The sequence below is a fragment of the Chryseobacterium binzhouense genome, from assembly GCF_007474545.1.
GTDB classification, from domain to species: Bacteria; Bacteroidota; Bacteroidia; order Flavobacteriales; family Weeksellaceae; genus Chryseobacterium; species Chryseobacterium binzhouense.
This window is the reverse complement of the sequence record NZ_VKOG01000001.1, coordinates 152,031-169,968: the sequence shown is the minus strand read 5'-3', so window position 1 is coordinate 169,968 and position 17,938 is coordinate 152,031. Positions and strand designations below refer to the sequence as shown.

The following is a 17,938-nucleotide window of genomic DNA, read 5'->3' as shown; positions in this document are numbered from 1 at the left end:
TTCATAACTAATGAAACGGACTTTTGTATTTTAGAAATAAATTAAAATTCAATATTTACTTCGAGCTTTTCTGTCAAAAGTTTAGAAATTTTTTCTTTTAGAGGTTCAATGTCAATATTTTGCATCGCATCATTGGCAAAAGCAAATAACAATAACGCCTGTGCTTCTTTTTTAGAAATTCCTCTTGCTCTCAGATAGAATAATGCATCCTCATTTAATTGTCCTACGGTGCAGCCGTGAGAACATTTTACATCATCTGCGAAAATTTCCAGTTGTGGTTTTGTATCAATCGTAGCGCCTTCGCTTAAAAGAACATTATTATTCTGCTGATAAGCATTGGTCTTTTGTGCTATTTTGTCAACGAAAACTTTTCCGTTGAAAACCCCGTGAGACTGATCTTTAAAGATACCTTTATAATTCTGGTAACTTTCGCAGTTAGGCTGATTGTGATGAACAGCAGTGTGATGATCTACTAATTGATCTTTTCCGATAATGGTAATTCCGTTCATAAAGGAATTGATATTTTCACCGTTCTGAATAAAATCAAGATTGTTTCTAACCAGTTTTCCGCCGAAAGAAAAAGTATTTACTGTAGTCAAACTGTCTCTTTCCTGTTTTGCAAAAGTATGGTCAACCATATAAGATGTATCATTGTCATTCTGAAGCTTATGCCAGTCTGCTTTTGCATTGGAGTGGGTGAAAATTTCCGTTACAGAGTTGGTGAAAACATACGTTTCATCAAAATTGTGGTGACTTTCAATAATTTCTACTTTTGATCCTTCTTCTGCAATCAATAAATTTCTTGTGTTATAGAAAGTATTTTCTTCCTGATTTTGTGAAAGGTAAAATATGTGAATTGGCTTCTCAATTACTACATTTTTAGGGACTTTCAGAAAAAATCCGTATTTGCAGTAGGCTTCATTCAGATTGGTAAAAGCTAAATCTTTTGAAGCAATTGTATTGAAATACTGATCGAAAACGTCTTTGTGATTCTCATCATTCAAAGCGTAGTTGAAAGATAAAAATTCTGCATTTTCAATAGAAATCTTAGAAAATTCTTTGTGAAGCTTACCATTTACAAAAACAATCCAGTCAAAGTTTTCTTCTCCTAAATGCAGCTCATCAAGCTGTTCTTTTGTTATATTATGGCTTTCTTTCGGAAAGAAATTATATTCTTTCTCAATGATTTCCCTAATGTTGGTGTATTTATATTCTTCGTCTTTCTTTGTTGGAAAGCCAATCTGCGAAAATTTCCTCAATGCTTCAACTCTTGTATCATCTAAAAAACGATGACGGAGTGTGCCTAGGAATTCGCTGTGATTGTTTAAAATTTGTTCTGATAACATATTTGAAATTTGAAGTTTGAGATTTGAAATTGCGACTGCTAATTTTACTCAGTCATCATTTCGATTGAATTTATTTCCTTTATGGGTTGAATTTTTCAAATAAGTAATAAATCCCGAAAGTTTTTTTGAAATCTCAATACTTTCATTTTTAAGTTTATAAATGTTTCACTGTCTAAATATTGTCTGTCATAAGCTCTTATCAACTGAGAACGAACTTCACCGGCAGATCCTTTAGATATTGTCAGGAAATTGACAAATTCACGATTTCCTTCTCTTTCAAATCCTTCAGCAATGTTATCCATTATTGAAGCAGCTGCTCTGTCGATTTGTGATTTGTCGTGATTAAGAAATTTTTCATTTTGCAGGCAATTTTGATATATCAATTGGCAAAGTTTCTTGAACTCTTCCAAATTTCAAATATCGAATCTCAAATTAATTTAGAAGCCAGTCATAGCCTTTAGCTTCTAGTTCCAGTGCTAAAGACTTGTCTCCGGTTTTGATGATTTTTCCGTTAGCTAAAACGTGTACAAAATCAGGCTGAATATAATTTAATAATCTTTGATAATGCGTAATCAGAAGGACTGCATTTCCTTCATTTTTAAAAGCATTAACGCCGTCTGCCACAATTCTTAAAGCATCAATATCCAATCCAGAATCTGTTTCATCCAAAATAGCTAATTTAGGATTCAGCATCATCATCTGGAAAATTTCGTTTCTTTTCTTTTCACCTCCGGAAAAACCTTCGTTCAATGATCTGGAAAGAAAATCTTTTTTGATTCCTAATTTCTCAGACTTCTCACGAATCATTGCCAGCATTTCTTTTGCAGGCATATCTTCAAATCCGTTTGCCTTTCTTGTTTCGTTTACTGCAGCTTTAATAAAATTAGTTACAGAAACTCCGGGAATTTCTACAGGATATTGAAACGAAAGAAAAATGCCTTTATGAGCCCTTTCTTCGGGCGCATCTTCGATGATATTTTCACCATCAAAAATAATCTCGCCTTCGGTTATTTCATAATCTTCTTTTCCGGCAATAACAGATGAAAGCGTAGATTTTCCGGCTCCGTTGGGTCCCATGATTGCATGAACTTCGCCCGGCTTTATTTCTAGGTTGATACCTTTTAAAATTTGAGCGCCATCTTCAATTCTGGCGTGTAAGTTTTTAATATTTAACATTTTAATTTATATAAATTATCGCAAGGTTAAACAAGCTGATTTAAGTTGCGTATATGTTTTAAGTTAAACAATGGCGTTTCACTTATTTTCGAAATACAATTAGTCTAAACCGTTTGCAATTCTTTTGACACCATTTTTAAATAATTGAGAATTAAAGTTTAATAACATTCCCAATTTATAATTTCCCAATCTCAAATAGTTTTTCAGTTGAGAAGCATGAAAACTGTTCAGATTTTCTACTGATTTTATTTCTAAAACTACTTTGTTTTCAATAAGTAGATCCATTTTAAAGGCTTTCTGTATTACTAATTCATCATAGGTAACGTCCAAGAACTTTTGTCTTTCTACTATTAACCCAGTTTTTTGAATTTTATAATACAAGCATTCTTCATAAACACTTTCGAATAATCCTATTCCAATTTGTCTGTGAATTTTTAATCCGCTTTCGAATACAATTTTTGAAATTTCGTTTTCATTCATCTTATGTTATTTTCGTAAAGATAAACAAGTTCTTGATGTCTGATAAATAAAATTGTATTACTTTCTTAAGCTTTAGCGGCATAGTTTAACTTTAAAATGTTTTCAAACAATTAAAAAAAACTTTGTCTTGCTTTGCGTTAAAAACTATCCTACAGAACCCTCCAAAGAAATCTCCAATAATTTTTGAGCTTCAATAGCAAATTCCATTGGAAGTTTATTTAAAACTTCTTTACTGAAACCGTTTACAATTAATGCAATTGCTCTTTCAGTATCAATTCCTCTCTGATTACAGTAAAAAATCTGATCTTCCCCGATTTTTGAAGTCGTTGCTTCATGCTCCAATTGTGCAGAAGGATCTTTAATTTCTATATAAGGGAAAGTATGCGCACCACATTCGTTACCCATTAATAAAGAATCACATTGAGAAAAGTTTCTGGCTCCTTTTGCTGAAGGCATTACTTTCACCAATCCTCTATATGAATTGTTAGATTTTCCGGCAGAAATTCCTTTTGAAATAATGGTTGATTTCGTATTTCTTCCAATATGAATCATTTTTGTTCCTGTGTCGGCATACTGATGATTATTGGTTACTGCGATAGAGTAGAATTCACCGATCGAACCGTCTCCTTTCAGGATACAAGACGGATATTTCCACGTCACCGCAGAACCTGTTTCAACCTGAGTCCATGAAATTTTTGCTCTTCTTTCGCAAAGACCTCTTTTGGTTACAAAATTAAAAACACCACCTTTTCCTTCTTCATTTCCGGGATACCAGTTTTGAACGGTAGAATACTTAATTTCAGCATCATCCAAAGCAATTAGTTCTACCACTGCGGCGTGAAGCTGGTTTTCATCTCTGGATGGAGCAGTACAGCCTTCAAGATAAGATACATAACTTCCTTCATCCGCAATCACAAGTGTTCTTTCAAACTGACCTGTTCCTGCCTGATTGATACGGAAATATGTAGATAATTCCATCGGACATCTTACCCCTTTTGGAATATAGCAGAAACTTCCGTCTGAGAATACTGCGGAATTTAAAGCTGCATAAAAATTGTCTCCTCTCGGAACTACTTTTCCAAGATATTTCTTAACCAGATCAGGGTGATTTTTGATTGCTTCTGAAATTGAACAGAAGATAACTCCTTTTTCTGCTAATGTATCCTGAAAGGTTGTTTTCACGGAAACAGAATCCATTACAATGTCTACTGCAACTCCCGAAAGTCTTTTCTGTTCTTCAATATTGATTCCTAATTTTTCAAAAGTTTTCAATAATTCAGGATCTACCTCATCCAGACTTGCCAGTTCAGGTTTTACTTTAGGTGCAGCATAATATCGGATTGCCTGAAAATCAGGCTTCTCATACTTAATGTTTGCCCAATCCGGCTCTGTCATTTTCTTCCATATCCTGAAAGATTCCAGTCGCCATTCTGTCATCCATTCCGGCTCTTCCTTTTTTGCAGAAATTGCGCGGACAATATCTTCGTCTAAACCCGTTGGGAAATCTTCGTAATCAATTTTGGTTTCCCAGCCGAATTCGTATTTTTTATTTTCCAGATCGACTCTAAGGTCGTCTTCAGTATATTTACTCATTTTGATATTTTTTAGATTTTAGGCTAAGATTTAGATTTCGCATAATCTGCTTTCCAAATCTGACTCTAATTTCTAATTATAAAGAAAAACTCTCTCCACAACCACACGTTCTGGATGCATTCGGATTGTTAAAAACAAATCCTTTTCCATTTAAACCTCCGGAATATTCTAAGGTGGTACCTGCCAGATAAAGTATAGATTTTTTTTCGACAACTATTTTAATTCCGTTATCTTCAAAAATCTGATCGGTTTCTTCTTTTTTATTATCAAAACCCAAAACATACTCTAGACCTGAACATCCACCACTTTTTACCCCAACTCTTATATAATCTTCAGCAGGGTTAAAGCCATCCTCTGTCATCAGCTGAACCGCTTTTACCTTTGCTTGATCTGAAACCTTTATCATTGTATTTATTTAGAATGATTTAATTATGCAAAAATACGAACAATTATTAGGAAATAAAAATTAGCATTTTTATTTTACCTATATTTATGATTGATAGCTTTAACTTTACATTTCTTTTAAAATCAAAAGACTAAATAATAAGAACAATGAAAAAAATAGGATTTGCTGCATTGGTACTCATTGCGCAGCTTTCTTTCGCCCAAGCCAACAGGTTTGTTTATCAGGTTACGATGAAGCCTAATGCGGAAGATAAAAATGATGTAAAAACTGAAAATGCATATCTTGATATTTCAGCTGAAAAATCAATGTTTTATTCTGAAAACAGAATAAAAAGAGATTCTGTGATTCGGGCGGGTTTCCAAAGTGTTGGTACAAGAGGTTTTAATCGTGAACAAATACAAAATTTTAGATCTTCCATCAATTATTCAATTGAAAAAAGTAAAAAAGATCAAAAAACAATTTATAAAGACAGGATAGGAAGAGATATTTATTCTTATGAAGAAGACAGACCTGTAGAATGGAAAATCTTATCTGAGACGATGAAAATAGGGGATTATAAAGTACAAAAAGCTGAAACTGATTTTGGCGGAAGAAAGTGGACGGCATGGTTTACAACAGATCTCCCGTATCAGGACGGACCGTACAAATTCAGCGGATTACCCGGATTGATAGTGAAAGTTGAAGATACTAAAGGTGATTATTCTTTTGATTTGATGAGAAATTATAAAATTTCAGATTTTCCGGAAATGAATCAGTTTGGGAATGTGGTTAAGGTAAAACGTAAAGATTATATCAAGCAGCAGCAAAAATTTATCTCTGATCCGATGTCATTTATGAATCAGTCTTCAGGAGGAATCTCTGCGCCGATGAGAATGGGCGGAAACCGTAGTCAGAATCCTGCGGAAATGCGAAAAAGAATAGAGGAAAGAATAAAAGAAGAAGTGAAAAACAACAGTAATCCTATTGAGCTGTAATATTGTCAACAAAAAAACCTGTCAAAGCGACAGGTTTTTTTATATTTAGAGTAAGAAAATCTTATTCTGCTGCAGTAGTTTCTTCAGCTGCAGGAGCTTCTCCTTCTACTTCGTCCTCATCATCATCCTGTGCTGCTGCACCTCCTTTCATTGCATTTCTAGACATCTTAACAGCTACAACAACTGCGTTGTCAGGATGCATAAAAGAATATCCTTCAGCTTTAATACCACCTACATAAAGTTTGTTACCAATCTTTAATGGAGTAACATCTACCACGATCTCATCCGGTAAGTTAGCAGGTAAAGCTTTTACTTTTAATTTTCTGAAAGACTGACGAAGAACACCACCAGCTACAACACCTTTAGAACGACCAGTAATTCTTACAGGAACCTCCATGATAACAGGCTTATCGTCTGATAATCTGTAAAAGTCTGCATGAATAATTTTGTCTGTAATCGGGTGAAACTGAATATCCTGAAGAACAGCCGGAATTGTCTGACCATCAACCTCAATAGATACCGTGTGTGCTTCAGGAGTGTATACCAAACCTTTGAAAGATTTCTCTGTTGCAGAGAAGTTCAATGGTTCACCACCTCCGTAAACAACACAAGGAACTAATTCAGCATCACGTAAAGCTTTTGTAGACTTTTTGCCCACGCTTTCTCTTTTTGTACCTTGAATTGTAATAGATTTCATTTATAAAAAATTTAAAAAATTGTTTTTAGTTTAATTTGCAATAGTCTGTTTATGAGTTATATAACAAACTTGCTGCTGATAGATTGGTGCTCATGTACCATTTTCATCACATCTGCAAATAATGGGGCGCAAGATAGCACTTTTATTTTAGATGACAAAGATGTTTTTACAGGAATTGAGTCAGTTACAATAACTTCCAGTAATTTTGAGTTTTGAATATTGTCATAAGCCTTTCCTGAAAGTACTCCGTGAGTCGCCATTGCTCTTACAGATTTTGCTCCTTTTTCCATTAAAATATCAGCGGCTTTGCAAAGTGTACCTGCGGTATCAATCATATCATCAATCAGAATAACATTTTTACCCTCTACGTCGCCAATTAAAAACATTTCCTCTACCACATTTGCTTTTTTTCTTTCTTTATAAGCAATCACAACATCTGCTCCTAAGTGACCGGCATAATTTTTTGCTCTTTTGGCACCTCCCATATCCGGAGATGCAATGGTAAGATTATCCAGATTTAGGTCTTTGATGTAATCAACAAAGATGGTAGAAGCATACAAATGATCTACAGGAATCTCAAAGAATCCCTGAATCTGGTCTGCATGAAGATCCATCGTCATGATTCTTGTCGCTCCGGCTGCTGTTAAAAGATTGGCAACCAGTTTTGCCCCTATCGGAGCTCTTGGCTTGTCTTTTCTGTCTTGTCTTGCAAGTCCGAAATAAGGAAGTACAACAGTGATGCTTTTTGCAGAAGCTCTTTTAGCAGCATCAATCATTAGAAGCAGTTCTAAAAGATTGTCTGCTGGCGGAAAGGTAGATCCGATAAGGAATACTCTTCCTCCTCTCACGGATTCGTCCAAAACAGGCTCAAACTCTCCGTCGCTGAACTCCTGAATGATAATTTTTCCTAATTCTTTCCCATAATGCTGGGCGATTTTTTCTGCAAGATCCTTGCTTGTTCTTGTTGAAAACAGATAACTTTGTTGATCAGCCATTTTTACTTTTTAAGATTGTGCAAATTTAAAAAAAAACCACAAGAATCAATCCTGTGGTTTTTAAGTTTTTACATTTCCTTTATTTTAAGGGAAAGTTACGCCTGAATATTTATTTGAATCAACCTCTGGTAAAGTAGATTTGTACTTAGCATTAATTGATTTAATAAATTCATTGGCAACAATAGCATATCCTCTTCCGGTAAGGTGAACTCCGTCCAAAGAGAATGCTCCTCCTGTAACAAACGTTGCAGTATATTTTACTCCGTTCCATACGATTCCGGATTTCGAATTAAGTTCCAGCATTTTTGCATTCATATCAACAAATGCAAGACCTTTAGAATCAGCCAATGATTTAATGGTTGTATTATAAGATGCTGTTGCTGCTAAAACTTTTGCAGCCTCCATTTCCGTAAGTACAAGTTTGTCTTCCAAAGGAACAGAAGTTCCTCCACCAGCTTGAGGGGTAAGAACAGCACTTGCGGTTAATAAAATATAATCCTTTGAAGTAGTTTGTCTGTATTTTGGTAATCCAGGAACAGGAGATAAATCTTTATCTACGATAACAGCTCCGTTAGCACCGGCTCCTGCAGTAAATTTTATTAATCTTTTTTGATACTCAGCATCGTTGATTGCGCCCAAGGCTTTTGCCTGCGCTAATCCTGCGTTGTAAGCAGCATAACCTCCGTTCAGCTGAGAAACCTGAGCATCCGTCAGATTGGTCAGTGGCATTGCCGGAACTCTTGTGAAAAAAGGAACATTTGTTACGCTCGGAATGTTTGCAATTACTCCTTTTCTTGTAGTTCCTGCCGGAAACAACGTATTGATTAAAGTAGTATAAGTGCTTGTAAAGCCAACTCCAACAGTTCCATCAACAGGAGTTATGGGGTTTGATCCATCACCTCCTGAAGTAGCGTATCCTAATACATCATTAGCGCCAATCCATAAAGAGATAAAAGTTGGGTTCTGAGCAAGAGCGTCTCCTACAACAGAAGAAGTAGTGGGATTAGCAGCAAATCTTACAAAATAGGGATTTGCCAATCCCGCTGAAAGTCCTGCAGGATTACCGTAGCCAGGAGCCAGCAAATGAGAAACTTTTGCTCCCGGAACACCCATATTTTGATATGAACCTCCTGAAGCAATATTATCCAATGTAGCGGCAGCGCTATTATTTACTGGAGATAACGCACCATTAACCATTTTTAGCTCTAATTTTCCTGGAAAACCGGGGATTCCGATAAATCCTCCCACGTTATTCGGCATCATTGGCTGTTTGAAATCGCCGCCGCCTGCAAGTTTCATCTGCATTGAAAGCATATTTGGGTAAGATTCCTTTTGTCCATCACTGTAAAGGGCACCGTCTCTGTAACCGGAAGTTAATGAGTTTCCTAAAGCAACGTATCTTGTAAAATCTGCCTCACCTTTGCTCACGACTATATCTTTTACATCGGTGTCAAAATCTGTTTCACAGCTGGTTGTAAAAAACAAAGCAGAAACAGCAAGTGTAGATATTATTATTTTTTTCATATTATTCAATTAAAATGCGTTATAAGATAATCCCAGACCAAAATAGAATGCCTGTGCTTTAGCCTGACCGTAGAAACCAAGGTTTGAATTTTTTACATCTCTAGACTGCGGCATTGCATAACCTCCTGCAATATCAACTCCGAATTGTTTTAGTTTAAATCCAAGTCCTCCCGTTACAACATAGGTGTTGAATGATGGAGTTTCCGGAATGAAATTCTCATCAGAATACGGCGATTCATCATAATATGCCCCAAGACGGCCATAGATCATATTGGTAAATGCATATTGAGTTCCTAATCTGAAAGTTTTTGCATTTCGGAAGTTTTTAGGAGAAACCAAAACGGTAGGATCTGCCTGATTTCCGATAGGCGCATTAGCAAAATCTAGAGTAAGCTTGCTGTACCTTTGCCATCCGTGATAGTTAAAGTCTGCAGAAATGAGCCATTTAGGCGTAACCTTGTAAGTCATACCAATAGTGTACTCTTCTACAAGCGGTAAGGTTGCAGTAAAGCTGTCCTGTCCTGCGCCATTAAGACCTAAAAGTCCGTTTACGGTATTTTGGGCAGGGACTCTGAAGGTTGCCGTTCCGTTTTTGGCTTTCATATCAACAGGAGAACGGTAAGCAATACTTACATCAAGCTTAGGATCAGGTCTGAAATAAAATCCGAAACCAAACCCATGTCCGCTCGCTTCATCATCATTAATGTTAACTGTTCCGCTGAATTGAGTGACTGCTTTATCCCAATCAACCTTTCCTTTGGCGTAAATATAACTTGCACCAAAAGAAAGCCAGTCTGCCATTTTTACGGAAACCATCGGCTGGAAATAAAAGCTTTTCAGCTCAAGTTTCTGTACAAGCTCTTTTCCTTCCCAGTCATTCGGATACTGAATTGTACTTCCGAAAGGAGTGGTAAAACTGAAACCTACGGATAAATTTTTGATAGGTCTGTAAGCAATAGCAGCATAAATAGGCGTTCCAAGAGGATTATCTGTTTCTGTGCTTGTTAAAGTATTCAGATTTTGAAAAGTTATTTTATTACTTGCTCCGAAACCTCCCGCAACAATACTTAGTTTTGATGGAATGAATGACATCCCTGCTGGGTTGAAGAACGCTACACTTGCGTCTTCAGCATGGGCACTCGTGTGTGCCATTGCCAGTTGTTTTACCCCTTGCAAAGAAACTCTGAAGCCTCCTGCGTAAGATAAAACCCCAGCTAATAAAGCAGTTGATATTAATATTTTTTTCATAGACTATTATTATATAAGTCAAATATAAAGTTATTTTACATACGTCTGTTAATATTTCTTAATATTTTAAACATAACACCAAAAGAAAACTATGTTTAAAATAGTATTTTCAAACAAAAACTATTCAATTATCTGTTTTAATGGTTGTTAATTATATTTTTAACCTATGAAAAAGCATTTGTTTAACCTTAAACAAAGCAAGAAATTAATATTTAGTACATTTGGAAATGCTATAAAGATAAAAATCAATAAATTTGCAAGATTAAATAAATTATAATATGAGTTGTGGATGTAAAACATCCGGCGATTCTGCACATTCTTGCGGAACAAAATCTGCGAATGGCTGTGAAAGTGTAAATACCTGCGGTAATAGTTATAAATTAAGTGTTTTCGACTGGCTTTCCAATGTGCAAAATCCTGCATCGAACAGGTGCGATTTTGTGGAAGTTAGGTTTAAAAATGACAGAAAATTATTTTATAAAAATGTAAATAATATTCCATTACATATAGGTAGCGTAGTAACAGTAGAATCGAGTCCGGGACATGATGTGGGCGTAGTAAGTCTCACAGGGGAATTGGTAAAAATCCAGATGAAGAAAAAAAGATTTTCTGAAGATGGAGTACCTAAAATATACAGGCTAGCCAATCAAAAAGATATAGAAGTCTGGCAGGAAGCCAGAAAAAAGGAAGAAAGCGTAAAAATAGAATCCAGAAAGATTTCGCACAGACTTGGTCTTGAAATGAAGATTACAGATGTGGAATATCAGGGTGATGGTTCTAAGGTTACATTTTATTATACAGCTGATAATCGTGTAGATTTCAGGATGTTGATTAAAGAATTTGCCGGAACTTTCCGTACAAAAATTGATATGAAACAAATCGGTTTCCGTCAGGAAGCTGCAAAAGTAGGAGGAATCGGATCTTGCGGAAGAGAGCTTTGCTGTTCTACATGGCTGACGGATTTCAGATCTGTGAACACAAATGTCGCGCGTTATCAGCAGTTAAGCATTAATCCCCAGAAACTGGCAGGACAATGCGGTAAACTTAAATGTTGTCTGAATTACGAATTAGACAGCTATCTGGATGCATTAAGCGATTTCCCGTCATCATCAACTACACTGGATACAGAGAAGGGAAGAGCTTTTTGTATTAAAATTGATGTCTTTAAAAAGAAAATGTGGTTTGCATATGTAGACAGCTCAATGGCGTGGTATGACTTTGATGTGGCTTTGGTAAAAAAAATGATCGCAAAAAATAAAAAAGGCGAAAAAACGTTACCTCTTGAAGAATTGAAACAGCCGGATTTTGCTGTTCAGACTGTTGATTTGATTCAGGAAAACAGTGTCGACCGATTTGAGAAGAAAAACCGTGGATCTAACAAAAACAGAAATCAGAATAAGCCTAACAATAATAACAGTTCTAGAAGAAATAGAAATGAAACAGGTGACAAAAACGTGCGTTCTGAAAAATTTGATAAAGATGACAAGCCTGTAAGAACAGAGCGTCCGTCTAAACCAAATTTACCTCCAAATAATAATAATCCAAAATCACCAAAACAGCAGCAAAAACCTCCAATGGTAAAGGTGGAATCTGCAGTAAGTGATTCCGATAATAAACCTCAAAATCAACCGCCTAAAAAGAAGTTTAAAAAGAAATTCCCTCCCAAAAAAGACAATAATGCATAAAATTTCATGTTTTGTTCTTCTTATGATTCTCGCAGGATGCAATGCTTCTGATGAGAATGTGATCATGAATCATGTTGATAATAAATGGGATAAAAATATCCGGCAAAAGTTTAATCTTGAAATTTCGGATCCTGAAAATCCTAAAAATATTATATTTGTTGTAAGAAACAATAATGATTATCCATACAGCAATATAAGATTTATTGTGAATCTCACCAATCCTAAAACCAAGAAAGCAGAAACTGATACGCTGAATTATATTTTGGCAAAACCAAATGGAGAGTGGTTGGGAACAGGATTTGGCGAAACAAAGGAAACGTTATTTCAGTATAAACTGAATTATAGATTTCCGGAAAAGGGGAGCTATGAAATTGAAGTTTCTCAGGCTATGAGAAACGATCATCTTCCGGGAATTGAGGATCTGGGTATAAAAGTAGAAACGGCAAAAACCGTAAGTGCAAATACAAATGGAACAAAATAAGCAAAATACTGGAAGCAAAGGAAAAACATTTCCGCTTCCTCCTAAAAAAAATCAAAAAAATACAGTCTGGAAAAAATGGGTCAAATTTATCTGGATTGGTCTTATTGCAGTGGTTTTAGGGATATCGGGACTGTTTTTTGCAGTTTCCCAGGGCTTTCTTGGGGAAATGCCCGATGTAAAAGAACTGGAAAACCCAGACATCTATGTTGCTTCTGAAATTTATTCTTCGGATGGCGTTCTCTTAGGAAAATTCGAAAAAGAGAAAACTCAGCCGATTGAATATAAAAATCTGCCTCCTCACCTTATTTATGCTCTTCAGGCAAAAGAAGACGAGCGTTTTAAAGAACATTCAGGAATTGATTTAAAATCAATTTTAAGAGCAATAAGATATGGGGGAGATCGTGGAGGCGGTTCTACTATTACTCAACAGCTGGCAAAGCTCTTATTTACAAAAGAGCCTTCTAGAAATCCGGTAAAAAGAGCTATTCAAAAGCTTAAAGAATGGGTTGTAGCCGTAAGTCTTGAGAAAAGATATACAAAAGAAGAAATTATTACCCTTTACTTTAATAAATTTGATTTTACACACAATGCCAATGGTATTGAAATGGCATCAAAAATTTATTTCAATAAATCAACATCACAACTTACTCTTCCAGAAGCGGCAGTATTTGTTTCTATGTTAGAGGCTCCTATTGCTAATAATCCGTTAAGAAATCCAGAAAGGGCTAAAAGGAGAAGAGATGTTGTGCTGGATCAAATGCTTGAAACAGGATATATAGACCAAGCCACCCGTGACAAAGCTGTAGATACACCTATCATAACAGATTATCATCCAATAAAAGATATTACAGACGATTACTCTGCCTATTATAAATTCTATCTTAGAAAAGAAATTGATAATTATCTGAAAGATTATGAAAAAGAAACAGGTAAAAAACTAAATCTTTATAAAGACGGGCTTAAAATTTTTGTCACTCTGGATTCCAAAATGCAGAAATATGCTGAAGAATCTATAAAAGAACACTTAACAGATCTTCAAAGAAGATTTGATGCAGAACAGAGAGGAAGAAAAAACAGACCATTTTATTTTTTGAATGATCAGCAGGTTAATAGCTTAATGATGCAGGCTGTAAAAAGAACGGGTCGCTACAAGCAATTGAGCAGAGCAGGAGTTTCGGAAGATTCCATTATGATGGAGTTTCAGAAGCCGGTAAAAATGACAAGATTCACTTGGGCAGGTGAAGAAGAGGTAGAAATGAGTCCGTGGGATTCTATTCGCTATCATAAACAGATTGCACAGGCAGGGTTGATGTCGATGGTTCCGGGAACAGGTGAAATAAAAGCTTGGGTTGGAGGAATCAACTGGCAGCATTTTCAATATGACCACATCAAACAGGGAAAAAGACAGGTCGGTTCGACCTTCAAGCCTTTCGTATATGCAACTGCGATCATGAAATTAGGATTAACTCCTTGTTCAACAATTTCTAATGCAACTTATAGAAAAGGGAGTTGGAATGTTGAAGGTTCTGGAGGAATGTTAACACTTAAAAATGCATTAGCACATTCAAAAAACCCTGTTGCAGTAAGATTAGCTGAAATGACGGGAACGCAGAGTGTAATACAGACAGCAAGAGATTTAGGGGTGACAGAAGAAATTTCCACAAGTCTCCCAATGGCATTGGGTTCTTCAGATATTACAATTTATGAAATGTTGGGAGCCTATAGTACTTTTGCCAATTATGGTAATTACAATAAACCGGAAATGATCTGGAGAATTGAAGATGTCAACGGAAGAGTAATCAAGGAAGTAAACCAGGAGCCTAAAGAAGTGATGAATCCTAATTATGCCTATACAATGATTGAATTGATGAAAGGTGTTGCAGAATTTGGTACTGCATCAGGAGAATTGGGAAGAAGGGGTGTTTCTAAAGCCGTTGAAATTGCCGGAAAAACTGGAACTACGCAGAATAACTCTGATGGTTGGTTTATGGGAATCGTTCCGAAGCTGGCTACAGGAGCGTGGGTTGGCTGGGAAGACAGAGCCACTCACTTCTACGGAACAGGTGAAGGACAGGGAGCCAAGATGGCTTTACCAATCTGGGCGATTTTTATGAAAAAAGTCTGGGCAGATAAAAGTCTCAAAATTTCACCGGATGACAAGTTTGTAAAACCAAGTGATTGGAAAGACGGCTGCAATAATCTGCGTGAATTGGGAGGAGGATATGGCGATGAGGGAGGTTTGCAGACTATTGATGATTTGAAAAATCCAAAGCCTGCAGATAATACTCCAAAAAGCAATACAGGGAAGAAAGAAGAAAATGTTAATGAAAATCTCAATACAGGAGAAAATATTGACTTCAATAAATAAAGATTCATTATCATTATCATAAGACCTTTCAATGAAATTGAAGGGTCTTTTCTTTTATAATTAATACCTTTGGATTATGAATATTGAAAATATTAAACAACCATTTATAGAAATATTTCCTGGAGACTTTTCCGGGAATACCATGCAGAGAAACACTCCTAAAGTTTTGTTTTCTACTGTTGCAACAGTGGGTTTTGATCATCCGGAATTAATTGCTTTTAATGAAAGGCTTTCTGAAGAAATAGGATTGGGAACATTTCATGAAAAAGATCTTAATTTTTTAGCCGCCACCAATCTTCCTAACCATATTAAAACTTATTCTACTGCTTATGCCGGACATCAGTTCGGTAACTGGGCAGGTCAATTGGGAGACGGACGTGCAATTTTTGCCGGTGAGATTACCAATGATGTTGGAAAGAAAACTGAAATACAATGGAAAGGAGCAGGAGCTACACCCTATTCCCGCCATGCCGACGGCAGAGCAGTGCTTCGTTCTTCAGTAAGGGAATATCTGATGAGTGAAGCGATGTTTCATTTACAGATTCCCACAACCAGAGCATTAAGTTTATGTCTTACCGGTGAAAATGTTATACGCGACATTATGTACAGCGGAAATCCTCAGGAAGAAAAAGGAGCCGTAGTTGTGAGAACTGCTGAAAGTTTTCTTCGTTTTGGTCATTTCGAACTGATTTCATCACAAAGAGAATATGATACACTAAAAAAATTAGCCGATTTCACCATTGAAAATTATTTTACCGATATAAAATCTGTCAATGAAGATAGATATAAAGAATTTTTCAATGAAGTTTGTAAAAGAACTGCAGATCTGATGGTAGAATGGTTAAGGGTTGGTTTTGTGCATGGAGTGATGAATACTGATAATATGTCAGTCCTGGGTTTAACTATAGATTACGGACCGTTTTCTATGATGGATGAATATGATCTGAATTTTACGCCCAACACTACTGATCTTCCGGGAAGAAGATATGCTTTTGGAAAGCAGGGACAAATATCGCAGTGGAATTTATGGCAGCTTGCCAATGCTTTATTTCCTTTAATTAACGATGAAAAATTTTTGGAAGAAACGCTAAATAATTACGGAACTTATTTTTGGGAAAAGCATGACGAAATGCTTTGCCGGAAATTTGGCTTCGACAAACCAAGAAAAACAGACGAAGAATTTTTCACCAACTGGCAGGGATTGATGCATGAACTTCAGCTGGATTATACTTTGTTTTTTAATGAACTGGAAAAAAGCCGCAACGAGGAAGATGTTAATTTTTCGTCTGTTTCCTATAGCATCTTAGATAAAACGGCAATAAGCAAGCTTAATCACTTTATGAATGCATACCAGAAAAGACTGTTAGAAAACAATATATCAAGCAATGAATCTCTGGAATTAATGAAGAAAAGTAATCCAAAATTCATTCTCAGAAATTATCTCTTGTATGAATGTATTGAAGAGATTACCACCGGCAATGATGAAATGCTGAAAAAATTAGTTCAAGCTTTAGAAAAGCCTTATGAAGACATTTTTCCTGAATTTTCAGTAAAAAGACCTTCAGGTTATGATGATGTTTCCGGATGTTCAATGCTGTCATGCAGTTCATGATCTAAAATTACATTTCCCGCCTTACAGGTGGGTTTTTTGTTTTACTTTTGCAAAAAAATTACAAGTGTCTTTCAAATTCAAACTGGCTTCTTTTTTCAAAATTGTTTTTCCTTCTACGTGGGCGGAATTGTTGTTATTCCTTTTTTTTGTAAGTACCTATGGTATTTTAGGAACTTATCTTGCACAGCATTACAGAATCGTTTTTGATGCAAGAATTCCGTGGGATGCTTATTTCAGTTTTGATAATAAAGCTATCGTAATGACGGGTGGAAGTTTTGAAAGACATCCGCTTTCTTACTATTTCTTTAATTGGATAAGAGAGCTTGCGTTTTTTATTTCTGATGGCAAAACAGGTAGTAATTTCAGACTCACTTTAGTTTGGCTGAGTAATTTCACCATAAGTTTAAGTTTAGTTCAGATTTTTAAATATTTGAAAAATATAATAGGACTTCCTTTATGGTTAAATGTTCTGATTGTAGTTTTCTTCAGTGTTTTTTCTACCAACATACTTTTATCTTTCACACCTGAAACTTATACCTATACCTTGTTTTTTTTGATTTTATTTAACTATTATACTGCTGTAAAATTCAAAAAAGATAAAAAAATTGCTGGCTCTGCCATGGTTTTGGGCGGAGTTATTATTGGAGGCCTTACCATTACAAATATTGTAAAAGTTTTTGTTCCGGTTTTATTTGAAAAAGATGTGTTTAGAAGCTGGAAAAGATTTGGAAATGCGGTTTTGAGAGTTTCGAGTACAATCATCATTTTTGCTTTGCTTTATCTTTACAGAATTGATTTTAAGTATCAGAATATTCTTTCAAAATCCGGTGAGCAGTATGAGAAATTTTCCAATGTAAAGTCTGTTCCTGTTTGGGATATGATCATTTCTTATTTTTTTGGCGGAAATATATTATTTCCCGGATTTTTTATTCGCGAAAAACATAATATGAAGGGGTTTTATTATCAGGCTCTCTTTATGGATGTTTACACTTCTGTTTTCCCGTATATTTTTGTAGGATTATTGTTGGGTTTTATGATTTGGAGCTACTTTAAAAATTTCAGAAATAAGCTTGTTCAGATTCTCATGCTTTCTTTGCTGGTGGATGTTTTTATTCATTGCGTATTCCGTTTCGGACTGCACACTTCTTACATTTATGGCGGACACTTTGTTTTTATTTTTCCTTTAATGTTGGGGTGGCTGTTTTTCAGTTATCGGCAATCACCAAAAATAGTTTCGTTCTTAACGGTGACTTTAGGTGTATTTCTGGTTTTTCTGATACAAAATAATTTCTTCAGAATGCTAGAGTTTTTTGACTTCATCAATCATTTTTACAAATAAAAAAACCGGAAAAA

The 17,938-nt window shown here is 35.6% G+C and carries 16 protein-coding genes; 6 read left to right on the top strand and 10 right to left on the bottom strand.

Annotation, left to right across the window (positions count from 1 at the left end; genetic code table 11):
- Window positions 1-41: 41 nt before the first annotated feature.
- The 6 genes from sufD to FNE73_RS00795 form a co-directional block, all read right to left on the bottom strand.
- Window positions 42-1,346, bottom strand: coding sequence for a Fe-S cluster assembly protein SufD (gene sufD, locus FNE73_RS00820; protein WP_143882901.1), 1,305 nt, complete (start codon window positions 1,344-1,346; stop codon window positions 42-44).
- Between the two features lie 95 nt (window positions 1,347-1,441).
- The gene (locus FNE73_RS00815) at window positions 1,442-1,729 is read right to left on the bottom strand and encodes a four helix bundle protein (RefSeq protein WP_228429813.1); all 288 of its coding nucleotides are present in this window, start codon (window positions 1,727-1,729) and stop codon (window positions 1,442-1,444) included.
- Between the two features lie 49 nt (window positions 1,730-1,778).
- The gene (gene sufC / locus FNE73_RS00810) at window positions 1,779-2,522 is read right to left on the bottom strand and encodes a Fe-S cluster assembly ATPase SufC (RefSeq protein ID WP_143882900.1); all 744 of its coding nucleotides are present in this window, start codon (window positions 2,520-2,522) and stop codon (window positions 1,779-1,781) included.
- A 99-nt stretch (window positions 2,523-2,621) separates the two neighbouring features.
- On the bottom strand, window positions 2,622-3,002 hold the full coding sequence (locus FNE73_RS00805; protein ID WP_143882899.1) for a GxxExxY protein: 381 nt from the start codon (window positions 3,000-3,002) through the stop codon (window positions 2,622-2,624).
- 144 nt (window positions 3,003-3,146) lie between these two features.
- Window positions 3,147-4,595, bottom strand: a complete 1,449-nt coding sequence (gene sufB, locus FNE73_RS00800) for a Fe-S cluster assembly protein SufB (RefSeq protein WP_143882898.1) — start codon at window positions 4,593-4,595, stop codon at window positions 3,147-3,149.
- A 76-nt stretch (window positions 4,596-4,671) separates the two neighbouring features.
- Entirely contained in the window at window positions 4,672-5,001 is a 330-nt protein-coding gene (locus FNE73_RS00795; protein ID WP_089744592.1) for a HesB/IscA family protein, read from the bottom strand.
- 146 nt (window positions 5,002-5,147) lie between these two features.
- Between FNE73_RS00795 and FNE73_RS00790 the strand changes: the two genes are divergently transcribed.
- Window positions 5,148-5,975, top strand: a complete 828-nt coding sequence (locus FNE73_RS00790) for a GLPGLI family protein (RefSeq protein ID WP_143882897.1) — start codon at window positions 5,148-5,150, stop codon at window positions 5,973-5,975.
- 61 nt (window positions 5,976-6,036) lie between these two features.
- Here FNE73_RS00790 and FNE73_RS00785 read toward each other — a convergent pair whose 3' ends face one another.
- The 4 genes from FNE73_RS00785 to FNE73_RS00770 form a co-directional block, all read right to left on the bottom strand.
- Window positions 6,037-6,672 (bottom strand): 50S ribosomal protein L25/general stress protein Ctc, encoded by a 636-nt coding sequence (locus FNE73_RS00785; protein WP_143882896.1) that lies wholly within the window; start codon window positions 6,670-6,672, stop codon window positions 6,037-6,039.
- Window positions 6,673-6,728: 56 nt separating this feature from the next.
- The gene (locus FNE73_RS00780; protein ID WP_143882895.1) at window positions 6,729-7,667 is read right to left on the bottom strand and encodes a ribose-phosphate pyrophosphokinase; all 939 of its coding nucleotides are present in this window, start codon (window positions 7,665-7,667) and stop codon (window positions 6,729-6,731) included.
- Between the two features lie 84 nt (window positions 7,668-7,751).
- A complete protein-coding gene (locus FNE73_RS00775; protein WP_143882894.1) occupies window positions 7,752-9,191 on the bottom strand; it encodes an SGNH/GDSL hydrolase family protein in 1,440 nt (479 codons plus the stop codon).
- 9 nt (window positions 9,192-9,200) lie between these two features.
- Complete coding sequence (locus FNE73_RS00770) at window positions 9,201-10,439, bottom strand: OmpP1/FadL family transporter (protein WP_143882893.1); 1,239 nt, start codon at window positions 10,437-10,439, stop codon at window positions 9,201-9,203.
- A gap of 278 nt (window positions 10,440-10,717) precedes the next feature.
- Between FNE73_RS00770 and FNE73_RS00765 the strand changes: the two genes are divergently transcribed.
- The 5 genes from FNE73_RS00765 (at window position 10,718) to FNE73_RS00745 (ending at window position 17,924) form a co-directional block, all read left to right on the top strand.
- Entirely contained in the window at window positions 10,718-12,124 is a 1,407-nt protein-coding gene (locus tag FNE73_RS00765; RefSeq protein ID WP_143882892.1) for a PSP1 domain-containing protein, read from the top strand.
- Entirely contained in the window at window positions 12,117-12,605 is a 489-nt protein-coding gene (locus tag FNE73_RS00760; RefSeq protein WP_143882891.1) for a gliding motility lipoprotein GldH, read from the top strand. Before FNE73_RS00765 ends, FNE73_RS00760 begins: the two co-directional genes overlap by 8 nt.
- A complete protein-coding gene (locus tag FNE73_RS00755; RefSeq protein WP_143882890.1) occupies window positions 12,592-14,973 on the top strand; it encodes a penicillin-binding protein 1A in 2,382 nt (793 codons plus the stop codon). The genes FNE73_RS00760 and FNE73_RS00755 overlap by 14 nt, the downstream gene beginning before the upstream one ends.
- A 76-nt stretch (window positions 14,974-15,049) precedes the next feature.
- Entirely contained in the window at window positions 15,050-16,585 is a 1,536-nt protein-coding gene (locus FNE73_RS00750) for a protein adenylyltransferase SelO (protein WP_143882889.1), read from the top strand.
- Between the two features lie 64 nt (window positions 16,586-16,649).
- Window positions 16,650-17,924: a DUF6080 domain-containing protein gene (locus FNE73_RS00745; protein WP_143882888.1), complete on the top strand. Its 1,275-nt coding sequence runs from the start codon at window positions 16,650-16,652 to the stop codon at window positions 17,922-17,924.
- The last annotated feature ends 14 nt before the right edge of the window (window positions 17,925-17,938 follow it).